This window comes from Actinoplanes sp. TBRC 11911, assembly GCF_012933445.1.
Taxonomy (GTDB): Bacteria; Actinomycetota; Actinomycetes; order Mycobacteriales; family Micromonosporaceae; genus Actinoplanes.
In genome coordinates, this window is sequence record NZ_JABBNC010000004.1 from 251,034 (window position 1) to 272,399 (window position 21,366).

Below are 21,366 nucleotides of genomic sequence, written 5' to 3' on the forward strand. Positions count from 1 at the left end.
ACTTTCCACCGATTCCGGGGAATGCCGGTGCCACCATTTGAATGGGGCGGAAAAAAGAATTGCGTTTTATCCGCCGATGTGTTGCGCGAGCAGCCGGTTACGAGCAACACTTGGGCGCGGCCGATTCGGATTGACTCGGGAGTCGTTATGGCGCGGCAGGTAATCACCACTCTGATCGACGATCTGGATGGAAAGAAGGCGGACCGCACGGTCGAGTTCAGCCTGGACGGCATCAACTACACGATCGACCTTTCCGAGGCCAATGCCGGAAAGTTGCGGAAGGCGCTCGATCCCTACATCTCCGCGGGCACCCGGTTGGGCCGCTCCGCGGTCGGCCGTATCCCGGCTCGCCGCGGCTTCGCGGGCCGAACGGCAAGCTCCCGCGACGAAAACCGCATGATCCGCGAGTGGGCTGTCGCAAACGGACACCAGATCTCGGAGCGCGGCCGCATTCCGCAGAGCGTGGCCGACGCGTACCGGGCAACCAAGCGCTGACGGCTGCCGCGCCACCCGCCAAGGACGCGGCGCATAAGGTGCCGCGTCGATTTTCTGCCGCCATCGGCTAACCGCCCGGCAGCCCAACCCCGCCCCGGCGTTTTCGGCGCCGGGGCGATTCGTGCGGCGGCCGGCGTCCACGCTGACGCAACAGTGCGAAGGCGCGGCAACAATGCAGCGAGGCGCCGGCCGGATGCGAAACAGCAGCCAGGGATGCGAATGCGACCCGGTCGAAGACGCCCGGGCCGCTCGCGCTATTCGTCAGGAAACCCGGAGCCTGGGCAGTCGCGCGGCCACCGTTTCCAGCACCTTTTCGTCGCCCGCGTACCAGCTGGACTCGCGCGGCCAATGGGTGATCGCGTCGGTGAAACCCAGGGCACGGGCCCGCCCGACCGCGTCCTCGAAGGCATCGACGCTGCTCAACGAAAACTCCGGGCCGGAATCCAGGTTCAGATAGCGCGGGACGGCGTCGCGGGGACGGCCCGCGGCGTCGAGTGCCTCGTCGAAGCGGGACGACGCGTCGGCCACCGATTGCCACCACGCCTCTTGATCGTCGCTGAACATCGTCCCGGTCGTCGTCCACCCGTCGCCGTTCGCGGCGGCGTACCGCAAAGAGCGTGGGCCGTTCGCGGCGATGATGAACGGTGGCCGCGGCTGCTGCACCGCGCCGGGCAGGCTGCGCGCGTCGACGGCCGCGTAGTAGGAACCGCGCCACGTCGTCGACTCGCTCTTGAGGATCGTCTCGAGCAGGTCCACGAACTCGGTGAACCGGTCGACCCGCTCGCGTGGCGACAGCTCGCCGCCGCCGAGCACCGCCGAGTCGAAGCCCGCGCCGCCCGCTCCGAGGCCGAGCAGAAGCCGGCCCTCCGAGATGTCGTCCAGCGCGGTCACCTCACGAGCGAAGTGCACCGGGTGCCGGAAGTTCGAACTGGCGACGAAGAACCCGAGCTTGATCCGCCGGGTCACCATCGCGGCCGCGGTCAGCGTGGGCACCGAGTCGAACCAGGGGCCCTCGATCAGGTCACGCCAGCCGAGATGGTCGTACGTCCACGCGTGGTCGAAGCCGTATTCCTCGGCGCGCTGCCAGCGACGCCCGGCGACGGACCACCGCTGGTCGGGAAGGATCACGATGCCAATACGCACCCGGTGACGGTACTACGCCGTACGCAAGCCGCCGTTGGCCTCGTCATTCACCTCGGACGCGCTGGCGAAGGCCTGTAACGCGTCGACGAACCCCTGCCGGGCCGCCGGGGTCATCCGATCGAGCACCGTGGCGAGTGCCTCCCGGCGTCGTTCGCGCAGATCATCGAGCAGGCGACGGGCCGAGGTGGTGAGCACCAGACGCACCTCGCGGCGGTCGCGCGGATCGGGCACGCGGCGCAGCAGACCGGTCGCTTCGAGGCGGTCGCAGAGCCGGCTCGCGGACGACGGCACCACGTCCAGCGCGTCGGCCAGCCGGCTCATGTTGGTGTGCCGGTTGGTCGCGATGATCGTGAGCACGCGCAGCTGCGCCGGGGGCACCGCGGGTGATTGGGCGAGCCGGGCGGTGTCGAGGACGGCCACCAGCGCATCGACCGTCGACTCGACAGCCGAAGCGACGTCGGTGACCCGCTCCATGTCGGATATTCCTTCTGCAGGACCTGCTCGATACTCCGCCGTAGCCACTACCCACCGCGGGGGGAAACCATGCCGCTCATCGAAGCCAATCCAGGCAGACGATGACCGCGTCGTCCTCGAGATCGGCTCCGCCGTGGTATTCGCGTAGCCCTCTCACCACCGTACCCACCGCCTCGGTCGGTGGCTGCAGCCGAGTCCCACGCAGGGCGGTGAGCAGGGCGGATACCCCGTACGGTGGGCGGCCGCCGGGCGCCGCGCCGTGCACGCCGTCACTGACCACGAGCAGCCGGTCACCGGCCTGGAGCTGGAATTTCTGGGTCTCGTACCGACTGTCACCGAACATGCCGAGCGGCAACTGCTCGTCCAGCGTGACCGGCCGGATCTCGCCCTGGCGCGCGATCATGGCACGGGGAGAGCCCGCGTCGACCGCCTCCACGAAACCGTCCGACAGGTCGATTTCGAGCAAAAGCGTTGCCACGTACGCCGTGCCGCCGTGCCGTGAGTAGACGGCGTCCGACGCCAGCTCCGCCTGTTCGACGATGCCGGCACCGGATCGGCGGGCGTTGCGCATCGCGTTGACGGCCACGGTGGTGAGCAGCGCCGCCTCGATGCCGTCGCCGTGCCCGTTCAGCACGGTCAGCGTGAGGCGATCACCGGTGACCGACCAGTCGTAGTGATCCCCGTACATCGCGTACGCCGGTTCGAGCGCCCCGGCCAGCCGGAACCGTTCGCCGCTGAGTGAACGCCCGGGCAGCAGGTCCCATTGGAGTTCGGCGGCCATGGTGAGCCGTTGCCGGCGCGTGACCTTGCGATAACGGTCGGTGTCGTTGGTGGCCGTACGCAGAGCCATCGCGAGCTCGTCGGCGATCTCGGTCAGTTCTTGTATGGCGGCTCGATCGGGCTCCGGTGTGGTTTCGACGCGCAGGACGCCGAGCCGGTCACCCCACACGGTCAGCGGCAGGAACACGCGACGGCCGTCCACGACGGGTTGCTGGCTGCCGAAGCAGCGGAGTTCCAGGGCGCCGCCGGCCGGACCGTCCGGGTCGACCACGGGCCAGAGGCCGGACATGGTGAGGTCGCCGAGCAGGATCTCGGCCCCGGTCGCGCCGTGGGTGTCGCGGAGGCGCGTCACGAGCGCCTCGGGGAGGCGATCGGGCGGTGTTAGCCGCAGGAGCGATCCGACGGATGCGGGGCGGTCGGACACTCGATCTCCTTTCCGAGGAGGCAATAGTTGCTGAGGAGCAAGCATCATAGAAGCTGGCTCTCGCGACCGCGCAACAAGGTCCTATGCGAACGACTTCTCAAAATGGATCAAGCTGCCCTCGCGAGGCACGGAGTGCATCCGGACGTTCTCGCTCAGTGCTTTGATCAGGAACAAGCCGCGTCCGTGTTCGCTGCCGGCACCGGGCGGCGCCGCCGTGACCGACTCCGGGTCGAAGCCGGGACCGCTGTCCAGCACGTCGATGGCGCACCGATCGTCGCCGACGTCGAGGGTCACCTCAAAGGTCTCCGCACCGGTCGCGTGGCGGATCACGTTGGCGCACGCCTCGGTGACGGCGATCTCCAAGTCCTCGCCGCTGGCACGGTCGACGCGGAGAACGGACAGAGCGCAGCGCAACAGCCGGCGGACGGCGGGAACGCTACCCGTTTCACGCGGCAGATCCAGCCGCACCGTCATACGCATGACTTGATTGGTTTCCCGTTCGGCGCGTTTGCTAATCGTCCCCGCGCCGCCTTCACCCTCCGCCCCGCCCCGGCTTCAGGGCGTTGGCGAGGTGGGACGTGTCACAGGAGCCCGCACGCCGAGGTGGGCGGGGCGGCATGAGTCCGGGAGCGGAGTTGTTCATCCGGGCGGGCCTTCAGAACGTGTTATCTGGCGACGGCCCTCGCGTCTCCTATCGCGGTGGCCGGGACGCGGCCGGGATTTCGAGGGGATCACATGGCGGACCAACCCGACATCGCTACCGTCGTCGCGGCCCGGGCCGGTGACCCGGTCGCGATCGATCGCCTGGTCGCGGGCTATCTGCCGCTGGTCTACACGATCGTCGGGCGGGCGCTCGAAGGGCACGCGGACGTCGACGACGTGGTGCAGGACGTCATGCTGCGGGTGTTGCGCAACCTGGGTGACCTGCGCGAGCCGGAGGCGTTCCGGTCGTGGCTGGTCGCGATCACCGTGCGGCAGGTGCGCGAGGTGTTCCGGGCCCGGCGGGGCGCGCCCGACCCGCTGCTGCACGAGGACCTGCGCGACCCCGGCGCCGACTTCACCGACCTGGCGATCACCCGCCTCGAACTTTCCGGCCAGCGCCGGGAGACCGCCGAGGCAACCCGCTGGCTCGACGAGGAGAACCGCGAACTGCTCTCCCTCTGGTGGCTGGAAGCCTCCGGAGAGCTCACCCGCGACGAGATCGCCGAGGCCATCGGCGTCACCCGCCAGCACGCGGCGGTCCGTGTCCAGCGCATGAAGGGCCAGCTCGAGACGGCCCGGGTCGTGGTGCGCGCGCTGTTCGCCCAGCGCTCCTGCCCCGACCTCCGCGTGCTGACGAGCGAGTGGGACGGCCGCCCGGGCGCCCTGTGGCGCAAACGCATCGCCCGCCACACCCGCGAGTGCCCGCACTGCGCCGCGTCCTGGAACGGCCTGGTCGCCGCCGAGCACCTGCTCGCCGGCATGGCCCTGGTCCCGGTGCCCGCAAGCCTGGTCGCCAAGGTCGCCGCGGCAAAGCTGGCCGGCGGCGCGGCCGCCGCTACCCCTTACGCCGCAGGCGGTTCGCACGCGGCAGGCGTGACGGGCGCGCCGCACGCGGCTGGTGGGTTGGCCCCGCCGCACGCGGCGGGTGGAGTGGCCGCGCCGCACGCGGCCGGTGGGGTCGGGGCGGCGAAGGCGGCGCACGTCGCGGCGTTCAGCCTGTCGCGGAAGATCCTGACCGCCGCGCTCTCGACGACCGTCGTCGCCGGTGGGGCCGCCGCGGTGATCGTCTACCAGAAGCATGGCGACGCGCCGGTGGCGAGCGCGCCCGCGGCCGTGCTCGGCAGCGCCGCCACGCCGCCGGCGGCGTTCCCGAGCGTGACCGCCGCGAGCAGCAGCCCGTCGGCGTCGGCGACGCCGACGACCAAGCCAAGCGTGAAACCGACCACCAAAGCGCCGGCCCAGAAGCCCGTGGTGATCGTGGCCAAGGCCAGCAAGAAGAAAGGGGTCGGCGTCTGGAAGTTCGACGGCCTCAAGGCGGCGCTGCACGACGTGGGGGCCGGGTGGTACTACAACTGGGCCGCGAACAACAACGACGTGCCGGGGCCGGCCGGAGTCGAGTTCGTGCCGATGATCTGGGGCAAGGACAACGTCACCGATGCCACGCTCAAGCAGGTGAAGTCGGAGGGCGACGAGCTGCTCGGCTTCAACGAGCCGGACATGGGCGGGCAGGCGAACATGAGCGTCGCGGACGCGCTCGCCGCCTGGCCCAAGTTGCAGGCCACCGGGATGCGGTTGGGGAGCCCGGCCGTCGCGTACGGGGGAGACAAGGCCGGCGGCTGGCTGGACCAGTTCATGGCGGGGGCGAAATCGAAGGGCTACCGCGTCGATTTCATCACCCTGCATTGGTACGGCTCGGACTTCAGCGCCGCCGCGGTCGGGCAGTTCCTCGGATACGTCGACGCGGTGCACAAACGTTACGGCAAGCCGATCTGGATCACCGAGTTCGGGCTGATGAACTTCTCCGGATCGCCCAAATACCCGTCCGCCGCCCAGAAAGTGACCTTCATCAAGGGCAGCACCAAGGGGCTGGAGAGCCGTTCCTACGTCGAGCGGTACGCGTGGTTCGGCCTGCCGGCGGTCGGCGACAGTGTGGACTTCGGGCTTTACGAGGACGGGGACAGCCCGACGGAGGCCGGAAAGGCGTACAAGGCAGCGGGTTAAGGTCAGGGAATGATTCGCTTCGGCTACAAAGCGTCGGCGGAACAGTTCCCGCCCCCGCGCCTGCTCGAATACGGCGTGCTGGCGGAGAAACTGGGCTTCGACTCGGTCTTCGTCAGCGACCACCTCCAGCCGTGGCGGCACGACGACGGGCACGCGCCCGCCGCGCTGCCGTGGCTCGGCGCGCTGGCCGCGAAGACCGAGCGGATCCTGATCGGCACGAGCGTGCTCACCCCGACCTTCCGATACCACCCCGCGCTGGTGGCGCAGGCGTTCGCCACGCTGGGCCTGATCGCGCCCGGCCGGGTGATCCTCGGGGTCGGCTCCGGCGAGTCGATGAACGAGGTACCGCTGGGCCTCGAGTGGCCGGACGGCAAGGAGCGTTTCGCTCGCCTCAAGGAGGCGGTGCAGCTGATCCAGAAGCTCTGGACCGAGGACCGGGTGACCTTCGAGGGGCAGTTCTATCGGACCGACCGGGCCACCATCTATGACAAGCCGGAGCAGCCTGTCCCGATCTACATCGGGGCCTCCGGTCCCGCGGCCACCCGGCTGGCCGGCCGCATCGCCGACGGCTTCATCACCACCAGCGGCAAGGGCCGCGAGCTCTACACCGACACGCTGCTCCCGGCCGTCCGCGAGGGTGCCGAGAAGGCCGGCCGCAAGGTCGACGAGCTGGACCTGATGATCGAGGTGAAGGTCTCCTTCGACGACGACATCGACCGGGCGCTCAACGACACCCACTACTGGGGTGCGCTGGCCCTGACGCCGGACGAGAAGACCGGGGTCGAGGACCCGATCGAGATGCAGCGCCGTGCCGACGCCCTCCCGGTGGAGCGCACGGCGACCCGCTTCATCTGTTCCTCGGACCCGGACGAGCACGCCCTGCGGGTGACCGAGTATCTCGACATGGGCTTCAAGCACCTGGTGTTTCATGCGCCCGGCCCCGACCAGGAGCGGTTCCTCACCACGTACGCGGAGCGGATCCTCCCGCGGCTGCGCGAGCGGGCCGCGTCGTGATCGAGGCGGTCGTCTTCGACCTGGACGGCGTGATCATCGACAGCGAGGAGGTCTGGGAGGAGGTCCGCCGCGGGTACGTCGCGGAGTACGGCCGCGAGTTTCTCCCGGACACCCAGGACCGCATGATGGGCATGAGCACCGGCGAGTGGTCCACGCACCTCGCCGAGGAGGTCGGTGTGCCGCGCACGCCGGAGCAGGTCGCCGGCGACGTGCTCGCGCGGATGGCCGAGCGATACCGCGACGACCTGCCGCTGATCCCCGGCTCGGTCGAGGCGGTCCGGCGTCTGGGTGCCCGTTTCACCCTGGCGCTGGCGAGCTCGTCGGCGCGCATCCTGATCGACCAGGTGCTGGCCACGGCCGGGATGACCGACGCCTTCGCGGTGACGTTGTCGACCGAGGAGGTGCCGCGCGGCAAACCGGCGCCGGACGTCTATCTGGCCGCCGCCGACAAGCTGGCCCTGAGCCCGCGGGTGTGTGCCGCGGTCGAGGACTCCAGCAACGGCCTGCGTTCGGCGGCCGCAGCCGGGATGGCGGTGATCGCTGTGCCGCATGGTGTCTACCCTCCGGCTCCGGACGCGCTGGCGGGGGCCAGCCTGGTGATCACGTCGCTGTCTGACTTGACGGTCACGGCCGTAGAAAGCCTGAGTAATCCGGCAGATCGAGGTTAGTGCTGCGGTCGGCGGCGATCTTGAACGTCAGCTTCACCATCCACGCCTGATTGTTCATCCAGTTTCGTAAGGCGATGCCCCGCGCCGTGCGGGGCGCGAGGAAGCGCCCGGTGGTGTCGCCGCCCTTCTGTGTGCCCCGGGCGAATCTCCCGATCCGCTGCTCGTAGAGCGGGAAGGCCGCCCGGTGGTCACCCCGGGCGGCGGCGAGCTCGCCGGCCAGCGCGTACGCCGAGACGACCGCCGTCCCGTTGCCCTGCCCGCCGATCGTGGCCCCGCACGCCGCGTCGCCGACCAGTGCGACCCGGCCCCGCGTCCACGTCGGGTTGTCGACCCGGCAGATCTGGTCGAAATACACGTCGGGGGCGTCGTCGAGCAGCGCCAGCAGCCGGGGCGCCAGCCAGCCCATCCCGCCGAACGTCGAACGCAGCATCGCCTTCTGCTGCTCGGGATCACGCCGGTCGTAGCTCAGCGGCGGGGAGGCGAACGCGGCGAAGACACTGGCGTGCGCGGGATCGCGGTGGTCGCCGCCCACGCCGATCATCCGGCCCGGCGCGTTGTGCAGCAGCATGTCGCGGGTCAGGCCCCACTCGTTCGGCACGTCCCACCCGGCCACGTAATAGCCCAGGTGTTTGACGAACCGCTCCTCCGGCCCGAACGTCAGCGCGCGCACCCTCGAATGCACCCCGTCGGCGCCCACCACCAGGTCGAAGGTGCGCTGCGTGCCGCTCGCGAAGGTGACCTCCACGCCCTGCGTCGTCTCGCGCAGCGCGCTGATGCTGTCGCCGAACAGATACTCCGTCCAGTCGGCGCCGGCCTCGCACAGGATCTCGGCCAGGTCGCCGCGCGGCAGCTCGAGGTCGCCCCCGGCCAGGCCGGCCGGCCACTCCATCAGCTTGGCGCCGCGCTCGTCGACGAAGCGAAACGCCGTCCCGCCCGTCTGCGCGGCTCGCATCCGGGGGAGGACGCCCATCTTCTCCAGCACGCCCATGTGCAGCGGCCCGCGGAAGTCGACAGCGGCGCCGCCCGTCCGCAACTTCGGCGCGATCTCCACGATCGTCGGCCGGAAACCGTACCGGCCCAGCCAATATGCCAAGGCCGGCCCTGCGATGCTCGCCCCCGAGATGAGCACATCCATGACTGCGTCCTCCATAAACTGTATCCACCGGACTCGGTTATTTCTGTGTACGGTAGACGCTGTTTGGAGGGGAGCGCAAGATGACCGCTGATTTCTTCTGGGCCCCGCGGCCCAAGCCGACCCGCGGGCCGAAACCGGCCCTGACGCTGGACGAGATCGCCGACGCCGCGATCGCGGTGGCCGACGCCGAGGGCCTGGCCGCGGTCTCCATGCAGCGGGTCGCGGCCGACCTGGGCTATACGAAGATGTCGCTCTACCGCTATGTGCCGGGCAAGGCCGAGCTGGTCGCCGCGATGCTGGAACGCGCCATGAGCACCCCGCCGGCGCTGCCGCACGGCTGGCGGGCCGCCTTGACCACCTGGGCCGAGTCGATGCTGACCCGCCTCGCCGGCCATCCGTGGGCGCTGGAGGTGATGGCGCTCGGCGGCCGTCCGGTCGGTCCGACCGAGGTGGCCTGGCTGGAGAGCGCGCTGGCGGCGCTGCCCACCGGCCTGACCGGCGCCGAGCGGATGGACGTCGTCGCCACCCTGGCCTGGCACGTGCGTGGGACGGCGGCCGAGGCCGGCACGGGAGAGACCGAGTTCACCGCCTCGGTCGGCCGGATTCTGCGCGAGCACGCCGACCGCTATCCCAACGTCGCCAGCGCGTTCGCCGACGTCGCGTCACGGGGCGGCGCGGACCAGGCCTTCCATTTCGGACTTAACCGATTTTTCGACGGTGTGGAGGCGTACCTGGAAAGGGTGTGAAAACTATTCACGCAGGGTAGGAGTCTCCCGCGATCAAAGTCTGGGAGGTTCCTGTGTATATGGCGGCGGCGGGCGGCGGGCTGCGGCTCGACCTCGACTTCTTCGACTACGTGATCCTCATCCTGTACTTCGCGACGGTCCTGGGGGTCGGGTTCGCCGCCCGACGATCGATCAAGACGAGTGCCGACTTCTTCCTGTCCGGGCGCTCGATGCCCGCCTGGGTCACCGGCCTCGCCTTCATCTCGGCCAACCTGGGCGCCCTGGAGATCCTCGGCATGGCCGCCAACGGCGCGCAGTACGGCGTGCTGACCGTCCACTATTACTGGGTCGGCGCGGTCCCGGCGATGGTCTTCCTCGGCATCGTGATGATGCCCTTCTACTACGGCTCGAAGGTGCACAGCGTCCCGGAGTTCCTGCGCCGGCGCTTCAATCGCCCGACCCACCTGTTCAACGCGGTCAGCTTCGCGGTGGCCCAGGTGCTGATCGCCGGGGTCAACCTGTTCGCGCTGGCGCTGATCCTGGAGGCGCTGCTGGGCTGGCCGCTGTGGCTGGCCATCGTGGTGGGTGCGTCGATCGTGCTGATCTACATCGGGGTCGGCGGGCTGTCCTCGGCGATCTACAACGAGGTGCTGCAGTTCTTCGTGATCGTCGCCGGTCTGCTGCCGATCACCATCGTGGGCCTGGTCCGGGTCGGCGGCATCGACGGGCTCTTCGACAAGGTGCGCAGCAGCTCGCTCGGCGACGCGGCGCTGCACGCCTGGTCGAACACCGGCTCGTCGTCCGACAACCCGCTGGGCGCCAACTGGTTCGGCATCATCTTCGGTCTCGGGTTCGTGCTGTCGTTCGGCTACTGGACCACCAACTTCGCCGAGGTGCAGCGGGCGCTCTCCGCCAAGGACATGAACGCGGCGCGGCGCACGCCGATCATCGGCGCCTTCCCCAAGCTGTTCATCCCGCTCATCACGGTGATCCCCGGACTGATCGCGGTCGTCACCATCAGCGGGCTCGGTGCGCCCTCCGGCGATCTGACCTACAACAACGCGATCCCGCTGCTGATGCGCGAGCTGCTGCCCAACGGCGTCCTCGGGGTCGCGGTCACCGGTCTGCTGGCCTCCTTCATGGCGGGCATGGCGGCCAATGTGAGCGGATTCAACACCGTTTTCACGTACGACATCTGGCAGCCCTACATCCGCAGGAATCGCAGCGACGGGTACTACCTGCGGATCGGCCGGTACGCGACGATCGCGGGCGTGGTGATCGGCATCGGCACCGCCTTCATCGCGTCCGGTTACAACAATATTCAGAACTATATTCAGGCTTTGTTCTCCTTGTTCAATGCGCCCCTTTTCGCCACCTTCATCGTCGGCATGTTCTGGAAGCGGATGTCCGCCTGGGCCGGCTTCTGGTCGCTGGTGCTGGGCTTCCTGGCGTCGCTGTCGCTGTACCTGCTCTACCTGGGCGACGTGGTCCACTTCAACTCGGACCTGGAGGAGAGCTTCTGGGGAGCGGGCGCCGCGTTCGTCGTGGCCGTGGTGGTCGCGTTCGCGGTCACGTTCTTCACCCCGCCCAAACCGGAGAACGAGCTGCAGGGCCTGGTCTACGGCATGGCCGGCAACAACACCTCCGGCGCGGTGATCCTGTCCAGCGAGAAGGTGTGGTGGCGCAACCCGATCGTGCTCGGCGGGCTCGCGGTGGCGCTGGCAATCGTCTTCTACATCCCGATCTGGTAAGGAGGCCGGGACATGACATCGGACCGGTACGAGGACGCCGAGGGCACCAAGCGCGCGGCCCGGCTCTTCGACGTGCGGCGGGTGATCGGCGGACTCTTCGTCGTGTACGGGGTGATCGTCACGTTGCTGGGCATCTTCGACAGCCCGGCGGAGATCAACAAAGCCGCCGGCGTACGCATCAACCTCTGGATGGGCTTGGGCATGCTCGTGGTCGGGCTGTTGATGCTGCTCTGGATGTGGCTGAGCCCCGCGGAGGCTCCGTCGAAGGCGGAGCCGGACGAGGAACGGGCCGAATGATGGTGGGGACGGTGCCGTACCGGTGCTATCCGGTTGCACCGCCCCCGCATATCTTCCAGTGACCGGGCCATCCGACCGATACCCAGGGCATGGAACCCGTAGCCCCGATCAGCTTCTTCGCCTCCAGCGGCAACCGAGCCCCCGGCTGGCAGCAACAGGTTCGCGTCGACTACGTCGTGAACAGGGTCATGCAGACCCACCGCGGGCAGCCTCCGCAACAGATCGCGCAGGCCATCCACGACCAGCTCCGCGCCGTCGGCGTGGTCCCCAACAAACGGCAGATCGCCCAGTACGCCTCGGCGATCTCCGCCCTCCCCGTCCTGCCGCCGAATAACGCATGAGGAACGGCCCGGTCGCCAAGACCGGGCCGTTTACGCCACCGGGAAGCGCAGGATCCGGTCGTCGCCGTCGCTCGGGTCGCCCCGGCCGTCCTGGTTCGAGGTGCTCAGCCACAGCGCGCCGTCCGGCGCCACCTCGACCGTGCGCAGCCGCCCGTACTTCCCGGTGAACTCGGCCTTCGGCGCCCCGCCGTTCAGCGGCACGGTCCACAATCGTTCCCCGCGCAGCGCCGCGACGTAGAGCGTGTCCCCGGCGACCGCCGCACCCGACGGCGAGGCCTCGTCGGTTCCCCACTGCACGATCGGGTTCTCGAACCGCGAGTCGTTCGCCTTGCCCTCCACCTCGGGCCAGCCGTAGTTCTTGCCCGGCTTGATGACGTTGACCTCGTCCCACGTGTTCTGGCCGAACTCGATGCCGTACATCGTGCCCTTCGCGTCCCAGGCCAGCCCCTGCACGTTGCGGTGACCCATCGACCAGACCGGCGAGCCCGCCCGCGGGTTGCCCGGCGCCGGCTTGCCGTCCCGCGTCAGTCGCAGGATCTTGCCGTTCACGTCGTCCGGGTCCTGCGACTCGCCGCCGTTGCTCGCGTCACCCGTCCCGGCGTACAGCATCTTGTCCGGCCCGAACGCGATCCGCCCGCCGTTGTGGATGCCCGCCTTGTCGATCCCGTCGAAGATCACCTCGGGCTGCCGGTCGGACAGCGTGAATCGGACGATCCGGTTGTCGTCGGGTGCGGTGTAATAGGCGTACAGGAAACGGTTTTGATCGTAGTCGGGGTCGACGGCCAGGCCGAGCAGCCCGCCCTCGCCGCCTGCGTCCACGCCGGGCACCTGATAGACCTTCGCCGGGTCGCCGCCGCCCGCCGGAATTCGCAGGATGTCGGCCCGGTCGCGTTCGGCGATCAGCGCGCTGCCGTCCGGCAGGAACGCCATCCCCCACGGGACGTCCAGGCCGGTGGCGATCGTCTGTGGCGCGGTGAGGTCCGGCTTGGTTTTTCCCGGCCCGGCCGGGCTCGCCGCCGACGAAGGTGGCGCGAACGTAGCCTCGCCACGCGGTGACGCGTCGCTGTCGGGGGAGCAGGCGGTCAGCAGGGCGGCACCCGCCACCACGGACATCAGGCGCGTGTGTGATCGGGGACTCATGGCTCCACGGTGCCACGGCCCGGCGAACTTCACCCATTCGCCAGACCGCCGATCTTGATCCGTCCGAAGATGGTGGCCGCGCGGTGCCGCTGCCGGGCAGGGCGGAGAAGACGGCGTGGTGCGAGCGTTCCTCACGATCCTGCTGGCCCTCTACGGCGCGACACCGGGCCACGCGGCTCCCCCGCCGACGAAGATCAGTTGGGCGGCGTGTCCCGAGGACGAGCAGATGCAGTGCGGGACGATGAAGGTGCCGGCCGACTGGGCTGACCCGTACGGCGCGAGCATTTCGCTGACCATCGCGCGCCGGCTCGCCACCGATCCGGAGCACCGCATCGGCGCCCTGTTCGTCAACCCCGGTGGTCCCGGGGCGTCGGCGGTCGACTTCGCTTTCGACGCGCCCACGTTCTTCAGTGCGGCGGTGCGCGCTCGCTTCGACATCGTCGGGATGGACCCGCGTGGGGTGGGGCGCAGTTCGCCGGTGGTGTGCTCGCAGCGGTTGATCGATGCCGAGCCGTCGCCGCTCATCGACAGCGAGGACGCGTACGCGAAAACGATCGACTACAACCGCAAACTCGCCGCCGACTGCGCCGCCCGCACCGGACCGCACTTCGCGCACGTGGACAGCGCGAGCGTGGTACACGACATGGACGCGGTACGCGCCGCTCTAGGCGAAGAGAAGATCAACTTCTACGGCGCCTCGTACGGGACCCTGATCGGAGCCGAATACGCACAGACGTACCCGTCCCGCCTGCGCGCGCTGGTCCTGGACAGCGTGATGGACCACAGCGTGGGCCTGGCCCGCTTCCTGCTCGACGCGACCGGGGCCGCGCAGGACGCGTTCAACCAGTTCGTCGACTGGTGCGCGCGCGACAAGAAATGCGTGCTGCGCGGCCAGGACATCCGCGCGATCTGGGCGCGCCTCGCGGACCGGGCGCGCGCCGGGACGCTGACCGACCCGTACGATCCGGACTCGACGGTTTCGATGAACGACCTGATCGGGGCCGCGTTCGCCGCGTTCTACGACCCGCAGTGGTATTCGTTCGCCTACTACCTGCGCGACTCGGCCAAGCAGGCGCCGCCGGTTCCGGAAAGCCGCGCCTCCACGCCGCCGCTCTCGGACGACACCCCGAACAGTTTCCCGGCGATCTTCTGCGAGGACTGGTACCTGCCGATCACCGGCTATCCTGATCTGCGCCGCCGGCTGAACATCCTGGCCGAGCGCGCCCCGCAGATGCTCGCCTCGCCGCTCGCCCTGTCCGCCACGACGGGCTGCCTGGGCTGGCCGTCCGCCCCCGACAATCCACAGCGCCCGCTGATCCCGCCGCGCGGCATCGGGCCGATCCTGGTGGTCGCGGCCCGGCACGACCCGGCGACCGCGTACGGTTGGGCGGGGGAGGTGGCCCGCCAGCTCGGGCCGACCGCGCGGTTGCTTACGTATCGGGGCTGGGGTCATGTGGTGTACAAGCGGAGTCCGTGCGCCGCGGGCCTCGTCGACCGCTATTTGATTACGCTGACGACGCCCGCCGCCGGGTCTTCGTGTAAGGCCATCGAGCCGCAACCTTTCGGAGTCGGCTGACCTGCCGCACGCCGGGCTCGCTGCTCCCGCTGATCTCACTGCCTTCGCTTCTGAGGTGATGGACGGTCATTCCGGCCGCCGCCGCTAGATGTCTCATGCCCTCCAATCTGCGGCCCGGCCGGCATGGGGAGTGCATGTTTGTCGCTGATTCGCCAAAGCCATCGAATGTACAAAGCGCCGCGCGCCGCCCCGACACGCCGACTGGAAGCGCCAGTTTCAGCAGACGTTTCCGTCAATGCTGGGCGCGAGCCGCGCCCGAAGCACGGCGTGACGCCGTCACACCCCGCTGTCGCTCTTGACGAGTCCGGCGTCGACGGTCGCGGCGGCGCGTCGCGTCAGCAGAGTTTCCTGCTATCTGGGAAGCTGTGACCGCACTTTGGAACTGTTCAGCTGTTTCTCGCGCCGCTCACGCTCCGATGAGTTGACCTTGCGCGGCGGACCTGCGCGGGCCGTCGCTGTGGGGAGCCGGGACCTTCCGGTCGTGGCGGCTGCCCACACGGGGGTGGGGGTGGCTGCGGTGTGGGCAACGGCAACCTTCTCGGTGTGGCGGCTGCCCACACGGGGGTGGGGGTGGCTGCGGTGTGGGCAACCGCAACCTTCTCGGCGTCGCGACTGCCCACACGGGGGTGGGGGTGGCTGCGGTGTGGGCAACCGCAACCTCCTCGGCGTGGCGACTCCCCACGCCCGGGTGGGGCGGCCACTGTGGGGAGCTGGGACCTGCCCGGACCTGGCGGCGTCGCCTCGCACGGGGACTCCCGGCCGACGGAACCAGCTGAACAGTTACGCACTTTGGATTTCCGCAGACCTTGGAGACTTGTGGTCAATATGTGGGCACAAGTCTCCAAGGTCCGCAGCAAACGTTGAAAAGCCGCAGTATAAAAGCCGCATTAGGGGAACAAGCGCCGTCCATAGTGGAGCGGAATCCCAGATAGCGGACCAGGATCCAAGATGTGGACGCTGGTCCCGCTCCGCGGATGGTCGTCCCAAATGATGGGAGCTCCACGTCGCTCAACGGCCGCAAAACCGCGACAGCCGCCGGTGGCGAGATGGGCCCGGGTTGAGAGGTCGGCCCGGGTTGAGAGGTCGGCCCGGGTTGAGAGGTCGGCCCGGGTTGAGAGGTCGGCCCGGGGTGGCGAGATTGGCCCGGGGTGGCGAGATTGGCCCGGGGTGGCGAGACCGCCGCGCGCATCCGAGCAGGCCGCGGCGACGAAATGGTCGTGTGCTCGAAATGGCCGCGTGCGTCTACGTGCAGTGTGCGTAGAGATGGCCGCGTGCAGCGAGGCGCCACGGCGAACCCTGACAGCCGGTGCGCGCGCCCTGCCTCCAAATTAGACAGCTGGGCGGCTGGATCTGGGCGGCGGGACCGGGGCGGCTGAACCTGGGCGGCTGAACCTGAACGCCGGGACCGGGCCGGCCGGACCTGGGCGGCCGGACCCGGGCGGCCGGACCGGAGCGGGCCGGCCGCGCCCTGCCGCCGCCCGTCAGGCGGCCGTTGTGGACCACATCGCGGTGAAGGCGGCTGCCTCGCCCGTCAGCCAGCTCTCGATGTCGCCCGGCTTGGCCGCCGGGTTGATGCGGTGGGTCGCCCCGCGGCGGACGTCGACCAGGACCGGCTCCGCGTTCGGGAGGATCTGGTCCATGTGGCGGGCCATCAGGTGCAGGGTGGCGGTCACGGCCTCGGGCGTGGGCGGGGCCTCGTCGAAGTGCAGGCGGACGGCCTCGCGGCGGCCGTCGTCGTAGCGCAGGCCGAAGTGCGGGTTGACCTTTACCGCCAGCGGGCCGATCGACGCCAGGGCGTCGCGGGTCTGGGCCAAGCCGACCTGGGCCGGGTCGCCCAGGGACAGCAAGTATGCCTTCGCGCCGGCGCTGACCGACTCGTACAGCGGCTTCCAGCGGTCCTTGACCAGGTCGACCACGCCGTCCAGATAGCTGCCGCCGGTGCGGAAGGCGATGTCGGCCTTCAGCGCCTTGACGAGCTGGCTGTGCGGGTTGAAGCCGGAGCGGCGCTCGCGGGCGCGCCGCAGACCGCCCACGAAGGTCGCCTTGGCCGGGCCGGTGCGAGTCACGTAGCGGGTGAAGCCGAGCATGGTCGCGTAAGGGGGGATCACGGCCTCGAGCGGGGAGACGGGTGCGGTCACGGTGAAACTCCTCACTGAGCCGCCGATCGTCGGCAAATACGCCGAAGATCAGCAGCTCACGAGCCCTTTTAGTACACACATTCTAATCGACGGGTACGACATCCCCAACAGTCGTCGTCGAACAAATGTTCGAACTAGGAGCCATCGAAGTCCGTTCCTCGGGAGACCTTCTCCCACTCGGCGAGCTCGGCCCGCACCGAGTCCAGGTGACCTGCGAGGAAGTCCACCGCGTCGCCGCCCAGCGCCAGCCGCAGCGGGGGATTCGCGGCATTGAGCGCCATCCGGATCGCCTGCGCGGCCTTCGCCGGATCGCCCGGCTGAATGCCGTGACTGCCCCGCACCATCGCCCTGGTCGCGCCGACCTTTTCCGCGTACGCCGGGTTCTCCGTGGAGAAGTACGCCGCATCCTTGCCGAACAGGTTCGTGCGGAACGAGCCGGGCTCCACGATCAAAACCTTGACGCCGTACGGGGTAATCTCATCCGCCAGCGCCTCGGAGAGCTGCTCCAACGCGGCCTTGGTCGCGCTGTACGCGGAGAACCCGGCGAACGACAACTGCCCGCCGAAGCTGCTGATGTTCACGATCGACCCGCTGCCCCGCTCGCGCATCCCGGGCAGCAGCGCCCTCGTTAATCGCGCCGGCCCGAAGACGTGCACCTCGAACAGGTCGCGCAGTTCGTCCTCGGTGGTCTCCTCGAATGCCCCCACCTGCGTACGGCCGGCGCTGTTCACCAGGACGTCCACCCGGCCGTAGCGAGCCAGGACGTCGGCCGCCACCTCGTCGATGCGCTTGCTGTCGGTCATGTCGAGCCGGATCGCCTCCACCCGGTCGGGGTGTGCCGCGACCAGGTCGTCCAGGGCCGAGGTGCGTCGGGCGGTGCCGATCACCGTGTCGCCGGCGGCGATCGCGTCCGCCGCGATGGCCCGGCCGAAGCCGCTGCTCGCGCCCGTGATAAGCCAGATATTCATACAGTCCACCTTGCTCCGGTACGGGCGTGGGCGTCCAAGACATGGTGTGATAGCCAAGAGTTATGGATGTCCATGGGCGTGATCTGCGGTACTTCGCTGTCGTCGCCGAGGAGCTGAGCTTCACCGCGGCCGCCAAGCGCCTGTTCGTCTCGCAGCCCGCGTTGAGCAAGCAGGTCCGCATGCTGGAGAAACAGCTGGGCGCGGAGCTGTTCCGGCGCGATCGGCGGACCGTGCGGCTGACCGCGGTGGGCGAGGCGCTCCTGCCGCACGCGCGAGCGCTCATCGCCGCGTGGGAGGAAGCGGTCGCGGCGGTCGAGGACGCGAAGGCCGACGAGCGGCACACCCTGGTGATCGGCATGTCCACCAGCCCGAGCCGCGGGATCCTGCCCGCCCTGCGCGCCCGCCTTATGACGAAATTTCCGGAAACGAACCCGGTGCTGCGGCAGGTGAGCTGGACCGACCCCACGGCCGGCCTTGCGGACGGCGCGAGCGATGTCGCTTTCGTCTGGCTGCCACTGCCGGACCAGGAGCGTTATCGGTACGTCGTCGTGGCCCGCGAGGAGCGATGCGTCGCTCTCCCAGCAAAACACCATTTATCCGGAAAAAGGGATGTCACCATCGACGAGCTGCGCGACGAGCAATTCCTGGCGTTACCCCCAGAAGCCGGCCCCGTACGGGACTACTGGCTGGCCACCGACACGCGCGACGGGCGGGAGCCACGGATCGGCGGCGTGATCGCGAGCTCGGAGGAGACGTACGAAGCGGTGGCGAACGGCGCGGGCGTGGCCCTCCTCGCCGCCGGCAACGCCGAGCTCGTGGCCCGCGACGGCGTGGTCACGGTCCCGGTCCGCGACCTCGCGCCCTGCGAACTGGCCTTGGCCGCTCGCCGCGACGACGAGCGGCCGTTGGTTCGTGCGTACCTGACTGCCGCGACTCAGGACGAACGACGACGGCGCTGACGCTCGACCACGTCCTCGAGGTCCGGATCCCAGGCCACCGCGTTCCAGTCGATGTCCGCCGCGTCGGCCAGGGCGTGCACCCGGGCCGGCGCTGCCGATTCGAGGCCGGCCAGCAGGCGGTGGATGCGCGCCCACGTGTGCAGCACCCCGCCGATCAGCCCCAACGCGGCGACGCAGCGCAGCACGGCGACCGCGATGATCGCACGGCGATTGTTCAACCCCGCGTCGACCTGGACGAAGATGACGCCGAAAAGCGCGAGCACGTAAACCCGGTAGCCCCAATGCGCGGCGTACTGGCGGCCGTCCCCGCCAAAGGCGTCGACCAGCTGGCGGGTCGACCGCCGCCAGATGTTGCTGGCCACGATCAAGCCGATGATCGCGAACAGGAAGATCTGCGAGCCCACCTGGCTCAGGGCGACGGGCACGAGATTCAGCTGGAGCACCGCGTAGATCACCGAGGTGACCGCCATGAGCGCGCTCAGGCCGATAAGGAAGCCGGCGGCCACGATCCACCCGGTGGGTAGCACGACCGCCGCCGGGACCGACGCATAAGGCAGCGGCGGGTTTTCGGCCAGCGGATACGGGGGCTGTGTTTCCGAGACAGGCAAAGTGCCGGCCGGCGGAGCCCAGGCCTCCGGAACCGAAGCCGGCGCGGCGATGGCGGGCACCGAAGACGACGGCGCCGGCCCGCACACGTGTCCCTGTCCGGGATGGTCGAGCGCGGTCCCGCATGACGTGCACTGCATTGGTGTTGCCTCCCCGTGACGTACCGGCGGAGATTAGCAGCGCACGACGGGACCGCGCTTATCGATTTCGTCTACTTCGGATGAACGACAGCCGCCGCGCCGCCGCCGCGCCGCACCGGCTCGGCCGACGCGATCAACCCGCCGTGACGGGTGAACTCCATCGCGGTCGCCGCGCCCAGCTCGGCCATGTCCGGCCCGAACGTGTGGCCCAGCGCGGACAACGCCGGCCCGTACGTCGTCCGGAACGCCGGCTCCGCCTGGATGCCCGCCGTGTTGCGCTGCGAGGCCCGCGGTGCGGCCATCGCCTCCGGCAGGGTCATGCCCAGCATCAGGCGGTTCACCAGGATCTGCAGCACGGTCGTGATGATCGAGGCGCCGCCGGGCGAACCGAGGGCCAGCAACGGCTTGCCGTCCTTGAGCACGATGGTCGGCGCCATCGAGCTGCGCGGCCGCTTGCCGGGGCCGGGCAGGTTCGGGTCGGGTGCGGTGCCCTGGGTGGGGGTGAAGTTGAAGTCGGTCAGCTCGTTGTTCAGCATGAAGCCGCGTCCCGGCACGACGATGCCGTTGCCGCCGAACTGCTCCAGCGTGAAGGTCCATTCGACGACGTTGCCCCAGCGGTCGCTCACCGTGATGTTGGTCGTGCTCAAACCGCTGTCCGGGGTCAGCGTGGCGGTCGCCGGCGTGCACCCCGAGGCGTTGATGTCGCCCGGCGCGACCGGCTTCACCATGGCCACGGCCGGCGAGATGTGGCAGGCGCGCTGAGCGGCCCACCGGTCCGAGGTGAGCTTGCGCAAGACATCATTTCCCGTGTACGCCCCGACGTAGCGACCCCGGTCGGCAAACGCGAGCGCCGACGCCTCGAGATACGTGTGCAGCACCTGGGTGACGTTCTTCGGGTCGGCCTTCTCGATGATGTTCAGGGCCTCGCTGACCGCCGTGCCACCGCTGGACGGCGTGGACATGCCGTAGACGTCGAGGCCGCGGAAGTCCGAGACGGTCGGCGCGGGCCGCCGGATCTGATAGGCGGCGAGGTCCTTCATGGTGAGCACGCCGGGGCGGATCGGGTACGCCCACGTGCCGACGGGGTTCGCCGAGATCGGCGGGTGCTGCACGGTCTTGACCAGGTCGGCGCCGATCGGGCCGTGGTAGAAGGCGCCGATGCCCTTCGCCGCGATCTGCCGGTACGTGTCGGCCAGGTCGGGGTTGCGCTGCGTCGAGCCGAGCGCGGGCGGGGCGCCGCCGGGCAGGTACAACGCCTTCGTCGAGTCGAACTGACCGAACGCGGCGAGGTTGTCGTTGATCTGCTGCCGGAACTGGGCGTCGACCGGGAAGCCGCGGTCGGCCACCTTGGCCGCCGGCCCCAGCAGGCTGGCCAGTGAGCGCGTGCCCCACTGCCGTAACGCGGTGTCCCAGGTGGCGAGCGCGCCGGGCACGCCGGTGGACAGGCCGCTGACCCGGGCCTCCTGGAAGTCGTAGGGCAGGCCGTCCGCGGGGTCGATGAAGTACGTGGGCGTCATCGTGGCGGGGCCGGTCTCGCGGCCGTCGATGGTGGAGACGCGATGCCGCTTGGCGTCGTAGTAGACGAGGAAGCCGCCGCTGGCCGGGCCGGCGACGAAGGGCTCGGTGACGCCGAGGGTGACCGCGGCCGCCACCGCGGCGTCGATGGCGTTGCCCCCGTGGCGCAGCACGTCGAGCCCGGCCGCGGTGGCGGTCGCGTCCACGGTGGCGATCCCGCCGCCGGACCCGTAGGCGGTCGGCCCGAGCGTCGGCGTGGAAGCCGACACGGGGGCCGCGATGAGTGTCGAGGACAGGGAAACCGCTGCTAGAACCGGCAAGATCCGCATCGATCCTCCGAAGTGGGCATAGTTAAATGTCTATCTCTGCCTACC

General features: G+C 69.5%; 20 protein-coding genes. 10 read left to right on the top strand and 10 right to left on the bottom strand.

The window, feature by feature from the left end; genetic code table 11:
• Positions 1–147: 147 nt before the first annotated feature.
• Positions 148–495 carry an Lsr2 family protein gene (locus HH310_RS08825; RefSeq protein WP_169174939.1) on the top strand — a complete coding sequence of 116 codons (348 nt, stop codon included), beginning with the start codon at positions 148–150 and terminating at the stop codon, positions 493–495.
• Between the two features lie 261 nt (positions 496–756).
• On the opposite strand, the gene HH310_RS08830 is transcribed toward HH310_RS08825, so the two are convergent.
• From HH310_RS08830 to HH310_RS08845, 4 genes are all read right to left on the bottom strand, one after another.
• Positions 757–1,638: an LLM class flavin-dependent oxidoreductase gene (locus tag HH310_RS08830; protein ID WP_169174940.1), complete on the bottom strand. Its 882-nt coding sequence runs from the start codon at positions 1,636–1,638 to the stop codon at positions 757–759.
• A 12-nt stretch (positions 1,639–1,650) separates the two neighbouring features.
• Positions 1,651–2,112, bottom strand: coding sequence for a MarR family transcriptional regulator (locus HH310_RS08835; RefSeq protein WP_169174941.1), 462 nt, complete (start codon positions 2,110–2,112; stop codon positions 1,651–1,653).
• 76 nt (positions 2,113–2,188) lie between these two features.
• Positions 2,189–3,316 (bottom strand): PP2C family protein-serine/threonine phosphatase, encoded by a 1,128-nt coding sequence (locus HH310_RS08840; protein WP_312033920.1) that lies wholly within the window; start codon positions 3,314–3,316, stop codon positions 2,189–2,191.
• An 81-nt stretch (positions 3,317–3,397) separates the two neighbouring features.
• A complete protein-coding gene (locus HH310_RS08845) occupies positions 3,398–3,790 on the bottom strand; it encodes an ATP-binding protein (RefSeq protein WP_248293807.1) in 393 nt (130 codons plus the stop codon).
• 261 nt (positions 3,791–4,051) lie between these two features.
• Here HH310_RS08845 and HH310_RS08850 point away from each other — a divergent pair, with 261 nt between their 5' ends.
• The 3 genes from HH310_RS08850 to HH310_RS08860 are packed head-to-tail and all read left to right on the top strand — an operon-like array spanning position 4,052 to position 7,701.
• Entirely contained in the window at positions 4,052–6,019 is a 1,968-nt protein-coding gene (locus HH310_RS08850; protein ID WP_169174943.1) for a sigma-70 family RNA polymerase sigma factor, read from the top strand.
• Positions 6,020–6,028: 9 nt separating this feature from the next.
• Positions 6,029–7,033 (top strand): glucose-6-phosphate dehydrogenase (coenzyme-F420), encoded by a 1,005-nt coding sequence (gene fgd, locus HH310_RS08855; RefSeq protein WP_169174944.1) that lies wholly within the window; start codon positions 6,029–6,031, stop codon positions 7,031–7,033.
• The gene (locus HH310_RS08860) at positions 7,030–7,701 is read left to right on the top strand and encodes an HAD family phosphatase (protein WP_169174945.1); all 672 of its coding nucleotides are present in this window, start codon (positions 7,030–7,032) and stop codon (positions 7,699–7,701) included. Before fgd ends, HH310_RS08860 begins: the two co-directional genes overlap by 4 nt.
• Here the strand turns inward: HH310_RS08860 and HH310_RS08865 are convergent.
• Positions 7,658–8,836 (bottom strand): FAD-dependent monooxygenase, encoded by a 1,179-nt coding sequence (locus HH310_RS08865; RefSeq protein ID WP_169174946.1) that lies wholly within the window; start codon positions 8,834–8,836, stop codon positions 7,658–7,660. The two genes, HH310_RS08860 and HH310_RS08865, sit on opposite strands and share 44 nt — an antisense overlap.
• 80 nt (positions 8,837–8,916) lie before the next feature.
• Between HH310_RS08865 and HH310_RS08870 the strand changes: the two genes are divergently transcribed.
• The 4 genes from HH310_RS08870 (at position 8,917) to HH310_RS08885 (ending at position 11,950) form a co-directional block, all read left to right on the top strand.
• Entirely contained in the window at positions 8,917–9,582 is a 666-nt protein-coding gene (locus HH310_RS08870) for a TetR/AcrR family transcriptional regulator (RefSeq protein WP_169174947.1), read from the top strand.
• Positions 9,583–9,641: 59 nt separating this feature from the next.
• Complete coding sequence (locus tag HH310_RS08875) at positions 9,642–11,312, top strand: sodium:solute symporter family protein (protein ID WP_169175088.1); 1,671 nt, start codon at positions 9,642–9,644, stop codon at positions 11,310–11,312.
• Between the two features lie 12 nt (positions 11,313–11,324).
• Positions 11,325–11,609 carry a hypothetical protein gene (locus tag HH310_RS08880; protein ID WP_169174948.1) on the top strand — a complete coding sequence of 95 codons (285 nt, stop codon included), beginning with the start codon at positions 11,325–11,327 and terminating at the stop codon, positions 11,607–11,609.
• 89 nt (positions 11,610–11,698) lie between these two features.
• Complete coding sequence (locus HH310_RS08885; RefSeq protein WP_169174949.1) at positions 11,699–11,950, top strand: hypothetical protein; 252 nt, start codon at positions 11,699–11,701, stop codon at positions 11,948–11,950.
• 30 nt (positions 11,951–11,980) lie between these two features.
• On the opposite strand, the gene HH310_RS08890 is transcribed toward HH310_RS08885, so the two are convergent.
• Positions 11,981–13,090, bottom strand: a complete 1,110-nt coding sequence (locus HH310_RS08890) for a sorbosone dehydrogenase family protein (RefSeq protein WP_169174950.1) — start codon at positions 13,088–13,090, stop codon at positions 11,981–11,983.
• A 115-nt stretch (positions 13,091–13,205) separates the two neighbouring features.
• Here HH310_RS08890 and HH310_RS08895 point away from each other — a divergent pair, with 115 nt between their 5' ends.
• Positions 13,206–14,666 carry an alpha/beta hydrolase gene (locus HH310_RS08895; RefSeq protein WP_312033922.1) on the top strand — a complete coding sequence of 487 codons (1,461 nt, stop codon included), beginning with the start codon at positions 13,206–13,208 and terminating at the stop codon, positions 14,664–14,666.
• 1,481 nt (positions 14,667–16,147) lie between these two features.
• On the opposite strand, the gene HH310_RS08900 is transcribed toward HH310_RS08895, so the two are convergent.
• On the bottom strand, positions 16,148–16,753 hold the full coding sequence (locus HH310_RS08900) for a hypothetical protein (protein ID WP_169175090.1): 606 nt from the start codon (positions 16,751–16,753) through the stop codon (positions 16,148–16,150).
• 185 nt (positions 16,754–16,938) lie between these two features.
• On the bottom strand, positions 16,939–17,772 hold the full coding sequence (locus HH310_RS08905) for an oxidoreductase (RefSeq protein ID WP_169174951.1): 834 nt from the start codon (positions 17,770–17,772) through the stop codon (positions 16,939–16,941).
• A gap of 62 nt (positions 17,773–17,834) precedes the next feature.
• Here HH310_RS08905 and HH310_RS08910 point away from each other — a divergent pair, with 62 nt between their 5' ends.
• Complete coding sequence (locus HH310_RS08910; RefSeq protein ID WP_169174952.1) at positions 17,835–18,731, top strand: LysR family transcriptional regulator; 897 nt, start codon at positions 17,835–17,837, stop codon at positions 18,729–18,731.
• On the opposite strand, the gene HH310_RS08915 is transcribed toward HH310_RS08910, so the two are convergent.
• Complete coding sequence (locus HH310_RS08915) at positions 18,707–19,399, bottom strand: hypothetical protein (protein WP_169174953.1); 693 nt, start codon at positions 19,397–19,399, stop codon at positions 18,707–18,709. The genes HH310_RS08910 and HH310_RS08915 overlap by 25 nt on opposite strands.
• A gap of 149 nt (positions 19,400–19,548) precedes the next feature.
• Positions 19,549–21,321: a gamma-glutamyltransferase family protein gene (locus tag HH310_RS08920; RefSeq protein ID WP_169174954.1), complete on the bottom strand. Its 1,773-nt coding sequence runs from the start codon at positions 21,319–21,321 to the stop codon at positions 19,549–19,551.
• Positions 21,322–21,366 lie beyond the last annotated feature (45 nt).

Bases quoted from the DNA above. Each gene is read 5' to 3' on its own strand.
- HH310_RS08865 (WP_169174946.1), bottom strand. From the start codon at position 8,836: ATGGATGTGCTCATCTCGGGGGCGAGCATCGCAGGGCCGGCCTTGGCA.
- fgd (WP_169174944.1), top strand. From the start codon at position 6,029: ATGATTCGCTTCGGCTACAAAGCGTCGGCGGAACAGTTCCCGCCCCCG.
- HH310_RS08845 (WP_248293807.1), bottom strand. From the start codon at position 3,790: ATGACGGTGCGGCTGGATCTGCCGCGTGAAACGGGTAGCGTTCCCGCC.
- HH310_RS08885 (WP_169174949.1), top strand. From the start codon at position 11,699: ATGGAACCCGTAGCCCCGATCAGCTTCTTCGCCTCCAGCGGCAACCGA.
- HH310_RS08890 (WP_169174950.1), bottom strand. From the start codon at position 13,090: ATGAGTCCCCGATCACACACGCGCCTGATGTCCGTGGTGGCGGGTGCC.
- HH310_RS08875 (WP_169175088.1), top strand. From the start codon at position 9,642: ATGGCGGCGGCGGGCGGCGGGCTGCGGCTCGACCTCGACTTCTTCGAC.
- HH310_RS08870 (WP_169174947.1), top strand. From the start codon at position 8,917: ATGACCGCTGATTTCTTCTGGGCCCCGCGGCCCAAGCCGACCCGCGGG.
- HH310_RS08835 (WP_169174941.1), bottom strand. From the start codon at position 2,112: ATGGAGCGGGTCACCGACGTCGCTTCGGCTGTCGAGTCGACGGTCGAT.
- HH310_RS08900 (WP_169175090.1), bottom strand. From the start codon at position 16,753: ATGCTCGGCTTCACCCGCTACGTGACTCGCACCGGCCCGGCCAAGGCG.
- HH310_RS08905 (WP_169174951.1), bottom strand. From the start codon at position 17,772: ATGAATATCTGGCTTATCACGGGCGCGAGCAGCGGCTTCGGCCGGGCC.
- HH310_RS08910 (WP_169174952.1), top strand. From the start codon at position 17,835: ATGGATGTCCATGGGCGTGATCTGCGGTACTTCGCTGTCGTCGCCGAG.
- HH310_RS08920 (WP_169174954.1), bottom strand. From the start codon at position 21,321: ATGCGGATCTTGCCGGTTCTAGCAGCGGTTTCCCTGTCCTCGACACTC.
- HH310_RS08825 (WP_169174939.1), top strand. From the start codon at position 148: ATGGCGCGGCAGGTAATCACCACTCTGATCGACGATCTGGATGGAAAG.
- HH310_RS08880 (WP_169174948.1), top strand. From the start codon at position 11,325: ATGACATCGGACCGGTACGAGGACGCCGAGGGCACCAAGCGCGCGGCC.
- HH310_RS08850 (WP_169174943.1), top strand. From the start codon at position 4,052: ATGGCGGACCAACCCGACATCGCTACCGTCGTCGCGGCCCGGGCCGGT.